This is a genomic window from Algimonas porphyrae, assembly GCF_041429795.1.
In the GTDB taxonomy this organism is placed as follows: domain Bacteria; phylum Pseudomonadota; class Alphaproteobacteria; order Caulobacterales; family Maricaulaceae; genus Litorimonas; species Litorimonas porphyrae.
In genome coordinates this window covers 1,952,025-1,968,631 of the sequence record NZ_CP163424.1, presented here as the reverse complement: position 1 = coordinate 1,968,631, position 16,607 = coordinate 1,952,025, and the positions used below count along the sequence as shown (strand labels likewise).

The 16,607-nt window shown below is 57.3% G+C and carries 15 protein-coding genes and 1 tRNA gene; 1 reads left to right on the top strand and 15 read right to left on the bottom strand.

Features of this window, described 5'->3' with window-relative positions; translation table 11 throughout:
- Window positions 1-9 precede the first annotated feature (9 nt).
- The 15 genes from AB6B39_RS09505 to AB6B39_RS09435 form a co-directional block, all read right to left on the bottom strand.
- Complete coding sequence (locus AB6B39_RS09505) at window positions 10-1,752, bottom strand: DEAD/DEAH box helicase (RefSeq protein ID WP_284368829.1); 1,743 nt, start codon at window positions 1,750-1,752, stop codon at window positions 10-12.
- Between the two features lie 139 nt (window positions 1,753-1,891).
- Window positions 1,892-3,139, bottom strand: a complete 1,248-nt coding sequence (locus AB6B39_RS09500) for an amidohydrolase family protein (RefSeq protein ID WP_284368830.1) — start codon at window positions 3,137-3,139, stop codon at window positions 1,892-1,894.
- Window positions 3,136-4,491, bottom strand: coding sequence for an amidohydrolase (locus AB6B39_RS09495; protein ID WP_284368831.1), 1,356 nt, complete (start codon window positions 4,489-4,491; stop codon window positions 3,136-3,138). Before AB6B39_RS09495 ends, AB6B39_RS09500 begins: the two co-directional genes overlap by 4 nt.
- A 37-nt stretch (window positions 4,492-4,528) precedes the next feature.
- Window positions 4,529-5,113 carry a leucyl/phenylalanyl-tRNA--protein transferase gene (gene aat / locus AB6B39_RS09490; RefSeq protein ID WP_284368832.1) on the bottom strand — a complete coding sequence of 195 codons (585 nt, stop codon included), beginning with the start codon at window positions 5,111-5,113 and terminating at the stop codon, window positions 4,529-4,531.
- Window positions 5,110-5,586: a sterol desaturase family protein gene (locus tag AB6B39_RS09485; protein ID WP_284368833.1), complete on the bottom strand. Its 477-nt coding sequence runs from the start codon at window positions 5,584-5,586 to the stop codon at window positions 5,110-5,112. The genes aat and AB6B39_RS09485 overlap by 4 nt, the downstream gene beginning before the upstream one ends.
- The gene (locus tag AB6B39_RS09480; protein WP_371398538.1) at window positions 5,583-6,305 is read right to left on the bottom strand and encodes a fatty acid desaturase; all 723 of its coding nucleotides are present in this window, start codon (window positions 6,303-6,305) and stop codon (window positions 5,583-5,585) included. Before AB6B39_RS09480 ends, AB6B39_RS09485 begins: the two co-directional genes overlap by 4 nt.
- A 132-nt stretch (window positions 6,306-6,437) precedes the next feature.
- On the bottom strand, window positions 6,438-7,355 hold the full coding sequence (locus AB6B39_RS09475; protein ID WP_284368835.1) for a polyprenyl synthetase family protein: 918 nt from the start codon (window positions 7,353-7,355) through the stop codon (window positions 6,438-6,440).
- Window positions 7,356-7,394: 39 nt separating this feature from the next.
- Window positions 7,395-9,599 carry an exonuclease domain-containing protein gene (locus AB6B39_RS09470; protein ID WP_284368836.1) on the bottom strand — a complete coding sequence of 735 codons (2,205 nt, stop codon included), beginning with the start codon at window positions 9,597-9,599 and terminating at the stop codon, window positions 7,395-7,397.
- Window positions 9,600-9,747: 148 nt separating this feature from the next.
- Window positions 9,748-10,242 (bottom strand): hypothetical protein, encoded by a 495-nt coding sequence (locus AB6B39_RS09465; RefSeq protein ID WP_284368837.1) that lies wholly within the window; start codon window positions 10,240-10,242, stop codon window positions 9,748-9,750.
- A 358-nt stretch (window positions 10,243-10,600) separates the two neighbouring features.
- Window positions 10,601-11,407 carry an MBL fold metallo-hydrolase gene (locus tag AB6B39_RS09460; RefSeq protein ID WP_284368838.1) on the bottom strand — a complete coding sequence of 269 codons (807 nt, stop codon included), beginning with the start codon at window positions 11,405-11,407 and terminating at the stop codon, window positions 10,601-10,603.
- Window positions 11,404-12,180, bottom strand: a complete 777-nt coding sequence (locus AB6B39_RS09455) for a TatD family hydrolase (RefSeq protein WP_284368839.1) — start codon at window positions 12,178-12,180, stop codon at window positions 11,404-11,406. Before AB6B39_RS09455 ends, AB6B39_RS09460 begins: the two co-directional genes overlap by 4 nt.
- Window positions 12,177-13,229, bottom strand: coding sequence for a DNA polymerase III subunit delta' (locus tag AB6B39_RS09450; protein ID WP_284368840.1), 1,053 nt, complete (start codon window positions 13,227-13,229; stop codon window positions 12,177-12,179). Before AB6B39_RS09450 ends, AB6B39_RS09455 begins: the two co-directional genes overlap by 4 nt.
- Window positions 13,219-13,881, bottom strand: a complete 663-nt coding sequence (gene tmk, locus AB6B39_RS09445) for a dTMP kinase (protein WP_284368841.1) — start codon at window positions 13,879-13,881, stop codon at window positions 13,219-13,221. Before tmk ends, AB6B39_RS09450 begins: the two co-directional genes overlap by 11 nt.
- 2 nt (window positions 13,882-13,883) lie before the next feature.
- On the bottom strand, window positions 13,884-15,017 hold the full coding sequence (locus tag AB6B39_RS09440; protein WP_284368842.1) for a D-alanyl-D-alanine carboxypeptidase family protein: 1,134 nt from the start codon (window positions 15,015-15,017) through the stop codon (window positions 13,884-13,886).
- A gap of 90 nt (window positions 15,018-15,107) precedes the next feature.
- The gene (locus AB6B39_RS09435) at window positions 15,108-16,088 is read right to left on the bottom strand and encodes a septal ring lytic transglycosylase RlpA family protein (protein ID WP_284368843.1); all 981 of its coding nucleotides are present in this window, start codon (window positions 16,086-16,088) and stop codon (window positions 15,108-15,110) included.
- Window positions 16,089-16,381: 293 nt separating this feature from the next.
- On the opposite strand from AB6B39_RS09435, the gene AB6B39_RS09430 reads away from it, so the two are divergent.
- A tRNA-Ser gene (locus tag AB6B39_RS09430) sits at window positions 16,382-16,471 on the top strand.
- Window positions 16,472-16,607 lie beyond the last annotated feature (136 nt).

Genomic DNA, 16,607 nt, shown 5'->3' with positions numbered 1-16,607 from the left:
GCTGGAGGTCTAATTCCGGAAGAAAGCTGGAACGTCTCCACCGAAACCGGCATCCTTGCCGCCGGATTCACGTTTGCCGCGAGGTTCGCTTTTCCGCGCAGATGATTTGCGTGGTTTTGGCGTCTCAGTCTCCGAGTCAGCGGACTTGCGGCTACGGGATTGCGATTTCTTCGGCGTCTCTGAATCTGTCTCGCGTTTGGGCGCGCGGCGGGAGCGGCTTGAGGCGCGCTTGGTTTCGGTCTTGTCTTCCTGAGAAGACGCGTTCGGCGTAACGCGGTCATTCGCATCGTCGGACTTCGCAGTCTTGCGGCCGGGAGCCTTGCGAGTGCGCTGGGTCCCGGCATTGGATCGGCTGTCTTTGCTACGGCGAGGCTTGGCGTTTTCGCGTTCCTCGGCTTGCTCCTTGGAAGGCGTATCTTCGCGCTCGTCTGCTGCAGCCTTGCGAGCAGGTTTCCGCTCGCGGCTACCACTCGACCGTCCGCCGCGTGAACCGCTGCTTCCTGAGCGTCCGCGGGACCCACCAGAAGAGCGTCCCCGACCGCCGCCGCGGCCTTCGCGCGGGAAGTTGTCAACGTCGGGAATATCGATTTCGTCAATCGAGTCCCGATCGATCAGGTCAAGGATCGCCTCGTAATTCTTGTCGTCCAGCGGCGCGACCAGCATGATGGCGTCGCCTTCACGGCCCGCCCGGCCTGTACGGCCAATGCGGTGAATATAATCCTCGGAATGGAAAGGGACATCGTAATTGAACACATGGCTGACGCTGGAAACATCCAGACCGCGCGCCGCCACGTCGGAGGCGACGAGGAACTTGATGTCCTCACTCTTGAATTTCTCAAGAGTCTTTGTGCGCACGCTCTGCGGCAGATCACCATGGATCGGTTCGGCATTATAGCCATATTTGGTCATCGACTTGGCGACGATGTCGACATCCTTCTTGCGATTGCAGAAGATGATGCCGCTATCGACCTCTTCCTGCTCGATGATCCAGCGCAGGGCATTTCGCTTCAACTTGCCATCTGACGACGGGACACGCGCAATGCGTTGGGTCACTGTTTTGGCGGTCGAGTTGCGCCGCGCGATTTGAACTGTCACCGGCTGGTGCAGAAACTGATCGACCAAGCGCTTGATCTCCGGCGGCATCGTCGCGGAGAAGAAGAGGACCTGCCGCGTAAATGGTGTGATCTCGAAGATGCGCTCGATATCCGGGATGAAACCCATGTCGAGCATGCGGTCGGCTTCGTCGACGACCAGCGTCTGAACGCCCGTCATCAGGATTTTGCCGCGTTCGAACTGGTCGAGCAGACGACCCGGCGTTGCGATCAGAATATCGACGCCTTTGGTCAGCTTCTTGTCCTGCTCACCGAATGACACGCCGCCAATCAGCAGCGCCATTTCGAGCTTGAGGTATTTACCGTAGGCTTCCACATCTTCGGCAACTTGTGCCGCGAGCTCGCGTGTCGGACAGACGATCAGGCAGCGCGGCATACGCGCGCGTGCGCGCCCCGTCGCCAACTTGTTCATGGTCGGCAGGGTAAAGGCGCCTGTCTTGCCGGTGCCGGTTTGGGCGATACCCAGAACATCGCGGTTCTGCATGGCAGCGGGAATGGCCTCTGCCTGGATAGGCGTCGGCGTTTCATAGCCAATATCGCCCAGCGCTTTCAGGATGCGGCGGTCGAGGCCAAGTTCAGTGAAAGTCGTTTCCACCGGGGCATCGGGTGAAATTTCGGTCGGGGAGTCTTTAGAGCTCACTTAAGGGGTCTTTCGGGCCGTGCGCAGCGTCTTATCGTCTTGACGCGGCTTTGTGCACGACTCTCGCGCACTCCTCTCTGGCGCGCGCACCCTACACGGGCGCGGCGTATAATCAAGCGATGCTATGCGCCTGTGCTGGCTAGCGATATTTATGCGGTCGGTTGTCCTGGCTGGTCGGATTATAGCGGTCCCGCAACGCGGTCATGCGCGATTCCAGTGACATGGCTTGCCCGTCCTGGAACATGGCCACAGGGGCGGACGTCACCTCCATCGGATCACCATCCCAGATAACCAGCGATGCAGGGCTGTCTGCACGGATATCGCCCAGATCGATATCGAACCAACGGGCCGGCGTACCGGTTATGGCGCGGAAGGCCGCCTCGCGTGACAGACCTTGTCCGACCGCATTGCCGGCATGCTGCGACAGACCGCCCGCCTTGACGACGCGGAAGGAGGACAGGCCGGAAATAGCGAAGTCCACGCCTGCTGTGTCCAGCGCCAGAACATTGTCGAGCGACGAGTTGAGCGTATCGAACGTGTCCGGGAGGTTTTCATGCGGATCGACGATCAGACGAATGCCCGCGGCTGCAATGTCGTCAGCCAGGAGATGGGCTTCTTCAGCGCCGACAATAATGATGTCGAGGCTGGGATAGTCCTGCGTCAGACCGATGATACGGCGCAAGTCAGAGGCTCGACTGGCAGCGATCAGGAGAGGAATACGACCAGCGACCGCGTCGCGAAATGCCTGGGCATCCTGCCTGCGCAGAACATCACCCTCATCCTGTGTCAGGAAGCTGCGACGAGCATCGCCGAGTGCGGCTTCGAGTTGCGCGATCGCTGCGCCGCGCGTGTTACCCGCGCGCCGTGACCCGGCTTCCCCCAGAGCGAGATGGATAAACGCCCGGTCGTCCAGCACGGAGTCTTCCGTGCCGCTAAGGCTGGCCACAAGACCCGTTCCGGCAAAGATGGTGTCACCTGTCGGGGACGGGGTCACAGCGACATACATGACGCCGCGACGGCGGGCATTTGCGATATGCGCTTCACGCGGATTGAATGAGTCCGAAGCCTTGATCGAAATCGACGCGCGGTCCGTTGCCGATTGCGTGTCATTGGTCGAGCGTTCAGCCCCGATGTCGACAATCCCCAGCGTGCTGTAGGACGACACCAGACCGGGAGTGACCCACATGCCGGTCATCGTTTCAGAGCCATCCGTCGCTGTCAGGCTGGATCCCATGGCCGCGATCACGCCGCCGCTAAGCTGTATGTCGGCTGTGGTCGTGATACCGTTTTCGTCAATGACGGTCGCATCGTCGAGGAACATGTCCTGTGCGGCCGCACCGCTCGCCGTCATGAGAATTGCTGCAGAGGTCAGGAAGAGGCGTCTCATCGGGCAATCTCCGTGCCAAGGCGGAAGTCTGACTGCGGCTTGAGTCCCGTCGCACGGTCGAACATCAATGCGCCATCCATATAAACCTGATCAGGTCTGGCGTAGGTCGAGAAAGGATCGGCGCTCCAGAGCACGATGTCGGCACGCTTGCCCGCTTCCAGTGTTCCAGTTTCGTCGAGAATGCCCAACGCCTTTGCCGGATTGGTCGATAACCATGTCCAGGCTTCGTCCTGTGAAATGTTCAACCCGGCCCGGTTGCCGTTGGCCCAGGCCTTGGCGACTTCCTGATTGAGACGCTGAATATTCTTGTCATCATCCGAGTGGATCATGGCACAGGCGCCCGACGCGTGGACGAAGGGAATGTTTTCCAGAATACCGTCATAGCTCTCCATCTTGAAGCCGTACCAGTCGGCCCACATGGCAGCGCAGACGTCATTGTCAGCCAGAAGATCGCCGATCTTGTAGGCCTCGACAGCGTGATGGAAAGTGGTGACCTTATAGTCGAATTCCTTGGCCAGATCCATGATCTGCGCCATTTCATCCGCGCGGTAGCAATGCATCTGGATCAATATATCGCCGTTCAGAACACCCGCCAGCGTTTCAAGCTGCAGATCGCGCGTTGGTTCATCGCCATCCTCGATCTTCTTCTTATACTCGGTCGCTCTGATCCAGTTTTTCCTGTAGCCGGCGACATTGCCCATGCGTGACCCAGGGCCACCACGATCGCCATAGACGCGTTTCGGGTTCTCACCGCAGGCCATTTTCAGCGTTTCGGGTGCGTCAGGGAACTTCATGCCCTGCACTGTTCGTGCCGGCGCATTGCGTAAGGTCACGCCACGTCCCCCAAACAGGTTCGCCGATCCCGGAAGAATATGCAGTGTCGTAACGCCGCCCTGCAAGGCTTCGTCGAAGCCCGGATCCTGCGGCCAGACCCCGTGTTCAGCATCAACCTCAGACGTGATCGGCGAGGTCACTTCATTGCCGTCATTATGCGCATTAATGCTAGGCGATGGATAATTTCCGAGGTGACTGTGAATATCGATGATTCCCGGCGTGACGAAGCGACCTCCAGCATCGATCACGGTGGCACCGTCAGCGCTCAGATCGGTCCCGATGCTACTGATACGTCCGTCAGCCAACAGAATGGAATTGGCCGTCGAGGCCTCTCCTGTGCCGTCGATGATGCGAGCATTGGTAATAAGCGTCATAGCTGACGGCATGGGTTCATAGGTGCTGGGAAAAGCGGTGGGCAGTTCGAAGGCGACTGTCTCCTTCGCATCCTCATCGTTCGCCGCTGAACAGGCCACAAGCATGGCGGCTGACAGAAAGAGGGGGAGTTTCAAATATTTCATGGCTGCACCGTAACGCCGTAACTGGAAGGGGCAAGCGCTAGTCGAATGTTGTCTCGATAAAAATTGCCCGCCTCAGACGTGCCAGATAGTCATCGCGAGAGATTTCGATCGCGCCGAGTGAAGCCAGGTGGTCGGTCATATATTGTGCATCCAGCAGCGTAAACCGGCGATCCCGCAGCCGTTCGATCAGATGGATGAGGGCGAGCTTGGACGCATTGGTGGCCCGTGAAAACATGCTCTCGCCGAAGAACGCACCACCCTGTGTAACGCCATAAAGCCCTCCGACCAGCCGGGATTGATCCCAGACTTCGACCGAATGAGCGAGGTTTCGGTCATGAAGATCACGATACAGCCCTTCGATTCCGAAGCTGATCCAGGTTTCTGGATGCGATGTCGCACAGGCACCGATTACATCCGCAAAGGCCTGATTGATCGTCACAGTCAGTGATGTCTTGCGACGGAACTTCTCCATGGACCGAGACGGCTTGAATGTATCGAGCGGAAAAACGGCGCGGGTGTCCGGTTCCATCAGATAAAAGCCGTCCGACCAACGGCTTTCGGCCATGGGGAATGCCCCGCGGCGGTAACAGTCGATTAGTTCCTCCGCGCCGAAACCAGTCACTTCAGGACTGGATTTTGAGCCTTGAGCCTGGCTTTCAGCCGACGAACATCCTCGGCCCAGAGAAAGCCGAAGCTGACGGCGCCGTCGCGTGTATGGACCGCATGATGGAGCCGGTGCGCTTGCACCAGGCGTTTCATGTAACGACCGCGTGCCTTGACGAAGAACGGCCAGCGCTGATGTACCAGACCGTCATGGACAAAAGCGTAGAGCAGGCCGTAGATTGTCAGGCCGAGAGCGATAAACCAGGCCGGGTCCCACCAGAGCGAACCGGCAATGAACAAGGCTGCTGCAATGACGGAAAAGCAGACAGCATAAAGATCGTTGGTTTCAAACGGACCGTCCGTCTCTCTGTGGTGACTTTCATGCCACCCCCAGCCGATGCCGTGCATCACATATTTATGGATGGCCCAAGCAAAGATTTCCATCAAGATGATGGAAAGCAGGACAATCGTAAGGGCGGCCCATAGCGTCATGTACGGGATTCCAGCTTACGGAAAGGCAATCGCCACCACGGCTCATGCGGGTAGAGATGATGCTCATGGTGATAGCCGAAGTGAAAACATGTCAGCAATGACAGCCAACGTGGGTATTCATTCGTTCTGGCGAGATGGGCATCGTCAAAGGGCTCACCATGCCGGTGCGTCAGATAGGTGCCGAAATAGAAGAGCTGTACGGAGGACAGGATGGCTGGCAGGGCCCACATCAGGAGAAGATTGGGGTAGGGCGCACCCAGCAGCGTATAGACCGCACCGATGGCAGCCAGCACGACAATCTGTTTCCAGGAAAAATAACGCAGGAAGAAGCGCAGATACCACGGCCAGAAACGATGCGGATCATCAGCATTGAAGTCCGGATCTTCCGGCGTTCCAGGCGTCGCATGATGCTGATGGTGAGCTTTTCGCATCGAGTCCCAGTTAAAGCCCGCATACCAGAACAGAATGATGCGCCCTGTCCAGTCATTCAGGCGTGCGTGGCGTGGCGCAAAGGATCCATGCATCGTATCGTGAGCGACGATGAACAAACCCGTATAGAGCCAGAGCTGACCGAAGATCAGAGCGACAGTCAGCCACCAGGGATCCCCGATCGTGTGACCGAACAATGCATACAGATGGAGCGTGAGCCATGCCACAGCCATCAGTGCCGCGTAGATCAGGCCGCGATTTGGCGTGCGATGTGACGAGGTGGCAGACACGGCGCTTCAGGTGTTTCTCATGGTCATTGATTGGTCAGGCAATTACCATGTCCTACCGGTGACCGCCAGTCGAACACTGCAACGGGACTAGCGACCAAATGGCGCTTTGTAGAGCCGCAAACATGCGATGCGTCACAGTTCCTGAAGAAAAGCGAACTGCGCGTCGATCAGATCGCCTAGCACGCCCATATCTGCCAGTTCTGCCCTCGCCAATGCCAGCTTCGCATTATCCAGATACGTCATCAGCATAGCCTTGGTTTCAGCGAGAGAGTGGGTCGCAACGAGCGTTGTCTTGCCCTCATCACGATGGGGCGTTTTTCCACTGATTTCAGGGCTTTGCAGAACATCTTTAACATCGTCAAGAAGCTGAAACGCCAAGCCGATCTGACGAGAGAAATCCTTCAGGGCCGCGCGTTGTCCAGCCGGGCTTTCGGCCAGAATGGCCGCTGCATCAGCTGCGAAATCGAACAATGCACCCGTTTTCAGCCGGTTGACCCGTTCGATCTCCGACACGCTTGCCGCGCTATTATTGTCTAGATCGGCCATTTGCCCAGCTATCAGTCCCGTCGACCCGACCGCATAGGACAGTAGGTCACACAATTCGGTCCGTTGCGCGGGACTGAGCGCAGGGTTGCGAGCGATGATACCAAATGATCTGTTCAGGAGCGCCGTTGCGGACAGTATCGCCGTGCTTTCGCCAAAGGCGACATGGGTTGTGGGCTGATTGCGCCGCAGATGAGCATCGTCCATGCAGGGCAGGTCGTCCAGTATCAACGAGGCGGCGTGAACCATTTCGATGGCGCAGCCAACCTCCATGACCGCAACAAGTCGATCTTGGTCTACGCCACAGGCTTTCGACAGGAATAAGGTCAGCAGAGGCCGAAAACGCTTGCCGGGGGAGAGCAGGGCATGCCGCTGAGCTTCGTGCAGACGGCGCGGCCACGTATCGGCCGATGGAATCAGTGTGACCAAGCAGGCATCGATACGACCGCGAGCGGCGTCGATCTGGGAAAGGGAAGTCGGGTCGGCGCCAATCGCAGTCACAGTCATGATCCCGCTCTCGCACAGTCCGGAGCACCGCTCCAGTGTCTAATCGCTCATGCGCTTGTCATTGATAAGGCAAAGTAACGCTGCGGCGGCCCGGGCATCGCAGAGCGCGCGGTGATGGCTCTTCAGATCGATTTCGAAGTCCCCACAGAGATTTTTCAGCGAATAAGACCGATGTCCGGGATAGAGACGCCGCATCGATGCGCAGGTGCAAATTTTCGGATGGCGAAACCGCTGATCGATCATCTCATATTCAGCTGATATGAAACCGTAGTCGAAATTCACATTGTGGGCCGCGAAGATCGCATCGCCCATGAATGTGCGAAACTGTTCGGCTATTTCGACAAAGAGAGGTGCGCCGGCCACCATCTCATTGGTAATGTTCGTAATCCGCGTAATATGGGGCGGAATGGAGCGTTGCGGGTTCAATAGTGTCTGAAATTCGTCCGCCACTTCGCCGCCGATCATCTTAACCGCACCGATTTCCGTGAGGCGGTGCAGGCCTGGTCGACCACCCGTCGTTTCAACATCGACGACGACATAGGGTTGATCGGGATCGACGGCCCAACGAACCTTGACGATCCGGCATTCAAATCCAGCCGCTGTTAGCTGGCGCATCCGTGTCAGCTGGTTGCGGCGAATGCTGTCACCGGACGTCTTGATCTCAACAAAGCGGATGCGACCGTCATCGATCAGCATCAAGTCTGGAAAGCCGTCCTTCGTCCCGCGCCAATCCTGCGCCATCTGCCGCAGGATAGTTGCCACGGCCCCGTGAGGTGCGTGACTCACAAGCGCCTGAATGCGGTCCAGTGACCGCGATCCCCAATGCACTAGTGCATTGTCTTCGCCGTAATGAAGGGACAGCGTCTTCAATAGGTCGAGCAAGACACGGTGCGGCGTATCGAGACGGGCGAGGCGACGTTCGATCTCGTCTTTGTGTGTGGCGTAGAATTGTCCGGCGCGCAAAATTTCCGGAACGCGACGGCGCGGCATATCGGATGTGTGGAGGAGGGACCAGAAGAGAAGACCGAACAGGTTGCGCCAAGGCACATTCTCGGAACGATAGGCATCCAGCCCCTGCGCCTTGTAGTGGCGAAGGGCGGCGCGCTCAGGCTGATTTCGATAGGCTTCGTCGAGGAAAAGCTCGGTCGCACTGCGCAGCAAATCTGTAGTAGCGGATGTTCGTTTCTTGTGAAATTTGCGGGCGTAGAAGTCTTCGGCAAACTGCGCTTCAGTATCCGAAGCCGGACTTTCGATCATGGCTTCCAGTCGCGTGCGGCACCAGTCGCGATCATCTGCCATATCGCGCGACCAGCGAATACGAACGACACGTTCATTACTATGCGCGCTGTCGGAACGATCATAGAGAGCCAGAGCGGCGTCAGTATCGTCGCGGCGTTCCGACCACCCACCCAGCTTTTGCAATAGCTTCCCGGCATGGCGCGCGCTCTGTTCGCAGAGCGGCTCAGGCCAGTCCTCAACCTCCGAAATCAGAGACAGGGCATCATGGTCCGTTCCCTGTTTGAAGTCGTGCAGCGCCCGTGCGTAGAAATAGGCTGTCCGGGCTTCCTCGATCGTCTGAAAGCGCAATTTGGCTGCCTTTATCTCAGATAGCTTGACCAAGCCAAGGTCGCGCAAGGTGAAAGCCTGCAGATTGTCTTCAATTTTGCCGAAATACAGAAAAAGAAGATATTGCAACGTGTCCCGATGGCCCTGCGCGACGAAACGGTCAGGGATATGGGCGTCATCCGGGTCGATATGAGCGTGGCCAATATCGATGAGGCGGTCTTTCTTCCAGCTTTTCCTGAATAGCGTCTCACAGACACTTTCCGCTAAGACGAGGGTCAGCTCTGGCTTCGGCAAAGCGCTCAGCCAGTCGCGAAACAGAGCTGCCCCGATCGGATCCACGAAGTCATGGTCGCGCAGGACTTGCCACTGCGCATCAATCTGATCGATCTCATCATAGCGAAACTTGGTCTTGTCGAAGACATATCCACGACGATTGGCCATGCGGACATAGGTGCATTGGGCGGGCTGGGGTAGAGCGTCGAAAGCCGTCAAAAAAGCCAGTTCCGGCTGACCGAGTAAATCGAAGCAATTTGCGTGAATATCGGCAAGAAACCGATTGAAATTATTCAGATAATAGAATTGGGGGAGATCCTTGATCGCCCAGGCGCGTCCGGATTGCGCACGCCGAAATCGTCTCTGTTCCGCGCGGATGTAGTCATTCGCCCGAGCGGTACTCACACGGTTCTCCCCATCATGCACACAGACTTACGCACAGAAGACGTGCCGTGTTTGTTCAGTCTTCGTTCCATGGCGCATCGGGAGTCGATCGGTCAAGGGCGATCTCAAACGTCATACAGTTGCACAGCTGTCTGGGGAAGGGAGCGCTTTAGCTTTCCAATGGTGCGGTGCCTGCTGACGGCCGAAGCCTCTGACCATCAATCCAATGCGAATATTTGAACCGATGTTTGGCAAGATCCGCTAACAATGTTTTCCGCAAGGCTGGGTCCTCAAGCATCATCATCAGGCGAGCAAACGGCGAAAAGTCGGTGTCTGGAAAGGTCTCATAGGCCTTACGCTGCGGACCGACTAGGCGGCCTGCAAAATCCCGATAGACAAGTGACTGCACAGAGGTCTCAAAGCTGAACCGACGGTACAGGCCCCGTTCTGCAGTCTTCATGACGAGTGTCGGATCATTTATATCGATCGGATTCGAGTCCGGCGCAATGCATTGGCCATCCAAAGCATGAAGATGCGTGCCAGCGGACGTGCAAATGAGTGCCAGTCCGCGCCGCGTCGGCCAGCTCGGTCTCAACAATAATCCATCAATGTTTTTAGGGCCCTTGCTGAGCGCCTTGCGCGGTTTGACAGCTTTGTAGGGCACGAGCCGTCCGTCAGCATGAAGCTTGAAACGCCGTAAGCCAGACAGACTACGCCAAGGCGGTAGAAATTGGACCAGTATCGCGGGTTCGCTCATATATTTTTTTTCCTCAGAGTGCCGGATATGCAACCGCGCTTAGTGACACCCTTCGTCACAGATATGTCACAAAACTGTCGCGGTATCAATCTCGCCTATCAGTCCACGCTCGCATGAAGGGAGGTAGCGTGACCCAACGATGTCGAGAGCATCAGAGACATTGTGATTATGACCTGGCGCAGGGCCGACCTATGGCTTTGGAAAACACAGAAGAAGCAGGTTTCCTACATAAGCCAATTAAACGCATAATGCATATTATGAGAACTTATTGCGCCGTCTTAACAACCATTCCATCATATGCAGGCTGCGCAATCTTTGGAAGTTCTTCCGCTAACATGCTGTAATCCAGATCAATATGCAAGTTGGTCAGAATGCCGCGTCGCGTTCGTGTTCTGGCGAACCAGCTAAGCGTCTTGTCGACATGGGCGTGCGTGGGATGATCATTATAGCGCAGACTGTCGCAAATCCATGTATCGATGCCGTCGAGGCGACTGAGTGCATTATCCGGAATGTCCCAGACGTCAGGACTATATGCGAGATGATCGTCGAAAATGAACATTAGAACCGGCGTCGGCCCGTGCGACGCAACGATGACATCAACCTGGATCGAACCACCCGGCCCATCGATTTTGACCCTGTCACCATCCTCCAGCAAAGGCTGGAGCTCAAGAATAGCAGGATGCACGCGCCCTTCCGGCATTTCGAAACAATAGTCGAAACGGCTCACGACATGCGTTTGCGTGTGTGCGTCCATATAGGTCGGCAGGCGCTTTCGCATGCCGTAGGCAATAGCGCGCAGATCGTCGATGCCGTGCGTCTGGTCCGCATGGTCGTGCGTGAACAATATGGCGTCCAGACGCGTGACTTCGGCTCTCAGAAGCTGCTCCCGCAGATCGGGCGACGTATCGATCAGGATCGATGTCGTCCCATCCGGTCCAGTTTTTTCGACCAGAAGAGAACAGCGGCTGCGACGGTTTTTTGGTTCAGCGGGATCGCAATAACCCCACTCCCCGCCCACACGTGGCACGCCTCCGGAACTCCCGCAGCCCAGTATGGTGGCTGACAGCCTCATGCCGTGATCTTCTTGAACAACCGAAAGAAGGCGGCATTGGTACGGTCTTCCGTTTCTGCGCGCGTCCAGCCTTTTACATCGGCCAGACCATCGGCCACGTGGGTCAGAAAAGCGGGCTCGTTCCGCCGTCCCCGATGCGGAACAGGTGCGAGATAGGGGCAGTCCGTTTCCAGCATGATGTGATCGTCGGGCATGACCTGTATCCGCGCGCGAACATCATGCGCGTTCTTGAACGTCACAATGCCGGATACGGAAAAATATAATCCGGCGTCAGCCGCCCATTCAGCAAGTGCTTCCCCAGATGTGTAGCAATGCAGCAGCGCAGGATAATCCTGGCCGGCCCCGCTCTTCTGCAATGTGTCAAGCATCAGTTCGTCTGCCTCGCGCGTGTGAATGACGAGTGGAAGCTGCGTCTCACGTGCTGCTTCAATATGGGCCGCGAAATTGGCAATCTGATCATCACGGGTGGAATAGCCATAGTGAAAATCAAATCCCGTCTCGCCGATCCCGACGACTTTGGGATGGGCAGCCATATCGATCAGCGTATCTGCGGTCAGATCTGGATTGTCTTTCGCGTCATGCGGATGCGTGCCGACTGTGGCCCAGATGTGATCATGAGCCTCGGCAATAGCAATTACAGCCTCGAAATCCTTGATATTGCAGCAGATGTTCAGCATGTGGCTGACACCTGCTTCACGGGCTCGCAGGATGACGTCATCCAAGTCCTCGGCAAAGCGTTCGCCATGGAGATTGACGTGACTGTCGATGATCATGCGGCGCGCACGCGGCTCAGTAGATCATAGAGCGCTGCTGTCTTATCGAGATTGATGCCTGTTTCGGCGGCGCGAGTCTGCTGCGCCCGCTCCGCCAGTGTGACCCATGTCTCGGGGGACTTTTGTGCGGTCGATGGGTCGAACGGACCCGTCCACTCGCCTGTGCCAGCCTGGACCGCCTGTGCCTGCAGGACGTCGATCAGCGCGTCCCAGAATAGCTCTCGCGATGTCGCTTCCTTGATCGTGGCCAGTGACTTGGCCAAGGCCATGTCGTCGCCGTTTCCTGAGAGAGATTGCATGAGACGTTTGAGAGGTTGAAGAACAGTCTCAACATGTCCAACCAATGCGAGCGCTTTACCCGGTGCGCCGCGTGACAGCGAGACGGCGGCCTCCTGAAATTCGGGTCTGACATCCGTCCGCGCACCAAGCCAGCGCTTTACATTTGTCTTGTCGACCGCGCGAAGCGGCAAATGCAGACAGCGTGACCGGATCGTCGGCAGCAGGCATCCGGGCTGATCGGCCAGTAGCAGGAACAATGTCTGCTTGGGCGGTTCTTCGAGCAGTTTCAGCAACCCGTTCTCCGAATTCGCATTCAGATCATCGGCCTTGTCGACGATGCAGACCCGCCAGTCATCGCTTTCCGCAGCCGTGCTCTGGAAGAATTTGGCCAGCGCGCGGATTTCATCGACCGGAATGTCGCGCTTGAGCTTTTTCGACTTCGGATCATAGGGCCTGCGGATGACGGAAAGATTGCCATGGCCCTGACTCTCGATGCGCTGCGCGACAGGATCCGATGCCGGAATGTCGAGGGACCCTTCCAGCAATGTGGTTCCGCCAAGGCGATGCCGCGCAATCCGATAGGCCAGCGTTGCCTTCCCGATACCGGGCGGACCCGTGACCAACCAGGCATGATGCAGCCGTCCCGATTGCGATGCGTCCAGATAGCGCCGTTCCGCAGCCGCATGGCCGAGCAGTTCATAGACCTCGCGCGGATGGGGGGATCCGTCCGATCGGTCCGGTTCGGGAAAGTCTAGCGGCTCACGCGCCACCGAGCTTCCCGGCGAATTCAGGGTAACTCGCGGTCAGCGCATTTAGAATGCGAGCATGGACCGCACCGCGCGATCCGTCCGCATCGATCACCTTAACACGGTCCGGTTCCGTTTTGGCGATATCGAGAAACGCATCGCGGATCTTGACGTGGAAATCCTGCCCGGCCTTGTCGAAGCGGGAAAGATCCTCATCCTGTTCAAAGGCACGCGTTTCTACGCGCTTGAGCGACAGATAGACATCCATATCGAAGACGAGCGTAAGATCGGGATTGAAGCCTTGCATGACGACCTCATGCACAGACCGGACCGTCTCCACACCCATGCCACGCGCATAGCCCTGATAGGCAAGGCTAGAATCGGAAAACCGATCAGAGATGACCCATGCGCCGCGTTCCAAGGCAGGCTTGATAAGTTTTTCGACGTGATCGATCCTGGCTGCATACATGAGAAGTAATTCCGTCATGCCCGACCAGCGGTCATCTGTGCCTTCCAGGACAAGTTTGCGGATGGACTCAGCGCCAAAGGTTCCGCCAGGCTCGCGGGTCAGGATGACTTCAACGCCGACACCTTCCAGCGCATCTGCCAGCATTTTGGCCTGAGTGGTTTTACCCGCGCCTTCGCCACCTTCAAATGTGATGAGCTGTCCGGTCATGTCTAGCCTCTGATCTTTTGCGCCAATGATGTCGCCACGCGCCCGAAAAAGCCGATTCTGTCAACGGATTCGGATGCATAAAGCGGATAGCGCCCCAGCTCGACACCCTCTTTGGATATGATCAGCTCGGCAAGCTTGGCGCCGGCGTCGACCGGGGCTGTAGGCGTGACATAATCGATCCGAGCCTTGATCAGGCGACGCTCTGAGCGATGAGCCGGAACCGTAACCGTATCACGGATGACAAGCCCGACGGTCTCGGATTTACCAAGATAGACCGGCAGCTCACCCATGGAGAGCCCATTTTCATACAGTTGGAGAATGGAAAACTGGTCGAACGCCGCCGTCATCAACTCCATTGCCACGCGACGTCTCTCAGATTGAGACGTCAGGCCGTTCAGCACGACTGTGCGACGGATACCATTGCGCTCTGCAGACGCGACCAATCCAAAACCCGCCACCGATGTCGAGCCAGTCTTCACCCCGTCCGCCCCTGTGAAGTTGCCCAGAAGCGGGTTGCGGTTGTCCTGCGAGATACCGTTCCAACTGAAGCTGCGCTCCGCATAAATGTCGTAATAATCCGGGAAGCGCTCGATCTGAATGCCCGTGAGCTTAGCCAGGTCCAGTGCGCTGATCCGGTGTTCCTCATTCGGCCAGCCCGTCGCATTGCGAAACGTCGCCGAATCGAGGCCCAATTCACGCGCACGCTGTGTCATCATGTCAGCGAAGGCGGGCTCAGAACCGCCCAGACGTTCCGCGAACGTGATGGCGGCGTCATTTCCGGATTGAATGATCAGACCGCGCAACAGGTCGATGACACTGACTTCCGATCGTGGTGCTAAAAACATGGTCGAAGCGCCGGATGCAGCACCGCCGCGACGCCAGGCATCCTCTGAGATGGTCAAAAGCGTATCTTCGCTGAGATCACCCGCGTCAATGGCTTCCAATACCATCTGTACAGTCATGATCTTCGTCATGGATGCAGGGGGCATCGGGTCGCGGGCATTCTTTTCGAATAGAACGATGCCAGTATCGTGATCAATGATTACAGCCTGCTTGGCATCAGTCTGGATCGGCGCGGCGAGCAAAGATGCCGGCAAGAGGATGACGAGAAAAATCGAGAGGAAAAAGCGCAGCATAGTCCGGGTCTGAATCGAAAACGGACGCCGAATTGGCGTCCGTCAGCAGATGCCCGGAAACTGTGGCCACCGCAAGGCGGCGAGGCTGTGCTATTTCGTTCTGACCGGTTCAGCGATGAATTCCGGTTTTGGCTGGGTCTCATCTGACTTGGCGATATGGATCGGGCCCTTGATCGTCATGGTGATGTTACCCGAAGCAGGCGGGGTTATTGGCTGGGCTCGACGCGGCTGACTCGGTGCGATCGGCGTCGGCAGTGACGGCGCGGCAAATTTCCGACGCGTGCGCGGCACCGTCTCGCAGGCCGCAGGTATGACCGTGCCGTCACCCATTCGTGTGCTCACATCGTGACACGGGTTGGTCCGGGGTGACGTCGGTATCGTGATATTGTCGCGCGGCAGTTCGGCGACACGCGGGGAACGGCGCGGAAGAATGCGGTCGCCGGCCATCGGATCGGCGGGTCCCGCATATTGGACGCGCACTTCCGCTAGTCCGTTAGCTTTGTAGCCTAAGGCCTCGGCAGCAGCTTCCGACAAATCGATGATGCGGTTCCCGATGAAGGGTCCGCGATCATTCAGGCGCAAGGTAACCGTACGACCATTTTCGAGATTCGTAACAACAACCATTGAATTGAGCGGGAGCGTCTTGTGTGCTGCTGTCATGGCGCGCTTGTCGAACGTTTCGCCATTAGCGGTTGGTTTGCCGTGGAATTTTGGGCCATACCAAGACGCTGTGCCGGTCTGGTCATAATCAGGATCATGCTGAGGCTTATAGCTCCGGCCCATAATGGTGTAGCGCTTCCCGACTTTCTGATGACTATAGAGTTGCCGATCGATCTTGCTGGGATCGAAGATACGGCCCTGCGCACCAAGGGGGGCGTTATAGCGCGGCAATGCCCGGCGGGACGAACGTTCAGGCGTGCTTAGTGAGGCGAATTGTGTGCCGCCCTGCCCGATTTTGTAGGTGATCGGCGCCGCTTTCGATGTCGCGGTCACCTGTGATGTGGCGCAACCCGTGGCCAGAAGCCCGGACGCAGCCGCAATCATTGTCATCTTCAAAAACGTCGTTCTCATCTCTTCCTCACCATCGGTCGCTTGAACGGCACCCCTCGGTGCCCTCACCTTTTCAATTCCCCGAAACATCGGTCGGCCTGCGCCACGTGTTTCGTGTCATTGCAGAACGGATTAGCGGCTCAGTCCTAAATCCACGTTCGGAAACGCGGGTAACGCACCGTTCGAAAACAGTGATAACGGAGTCCCAATGTCTGTCGTTAAGCAGTCGTAAACGCGATTGATGGTTGAAGCCTGCTGCGCAGCGCCTTAAAGCGCCGCCACCACAAAGGCGTCGTCACAGACGCCCACCCGACGGGCGGGTGGCAGAGTGGTTGAATGCACCGGTCTTGAAAACCGGCAAGGGGGCAACTCCTTCGCGGGTTCGAATCCCGCCCCGCCCGCCACTCATTCCTGCACATTCATGTATGTAAGCATGTTTATGAGGACAGATTTCGCCCTTAATGCGAGCGATCAGTCAGCGCACCGATGCTGTGGCCAGCTTTATCAGCTGCCGCTCTCAATATCCTTTTCACGATCCGA

Bases quoted from the DNA above. Each gene is read 5' to 3' on its own strand.
- AB6B39_RS09500 (WP_284368830.1), bottom strand. From the start codon at position 3,139: ATGAGACGCCTCTTCCTGACCTCTGCAGCAATTCTCATGACGGCGAGC.
- AB6B39_RS09495 (WP_284368831.1), bottom strand. From the start codon at position 4,491: ATGAAATATTTGAAACTCCCCCTCTTTCTGTCAGCCGCCATGCTTGTG.
- AB6B39_RS09485 (WP_284368833.1), bottom strand. From the start codon at position 5,586: ATGACGCTATGGGCCGCCCTTACGATTGTCCTGCTTTCCATCATCTTG.
- AB6B39_RS09475 (WP_284368835.1), bottom strand. From the start codon at position 7,355: ATGACTGTGACTGCGATTGGCGCCGACCCGACTTCCCTTTCCCAGATC.
- AB6B39_RS09460 (WP_284368838.1), bottom strand. From the start codon at position 11,407: ATGAGGCTGTCAGCCACCATACTGGGCTGCGGGAGTTCCGGAGGCGTG.
- AB6B39_RS09455 (WP_284368839.1), bottom strand. From the start codon at position 12,180: ATGATCATCGACAGTCACGTCAATCTCCATGGCGAACGCTTTGCCGAG.
- tmk (WP_284368841.1), bottom strand. From the start codon at position 13,881: ATGACCGGACAGCTCATCACATTTGAAGGTGGCGAAGGCGCGGGTAAA.
- AB6B39_RS09440 (WP_284368842.1), bottom strand. From the start codon at position 15,017: ATGCTGCGCTTTTTCCTCTCGATTTTTCTCGTCATCCTCTTGCCGGCA.
- AB6B39_RS09435 (WP_284368843.1), bottom strand. From the start codon at position 16,088: ATGAGAACGACGTTTTTGAAGATGACAATGATTGCGGCTGCGTCCGGG.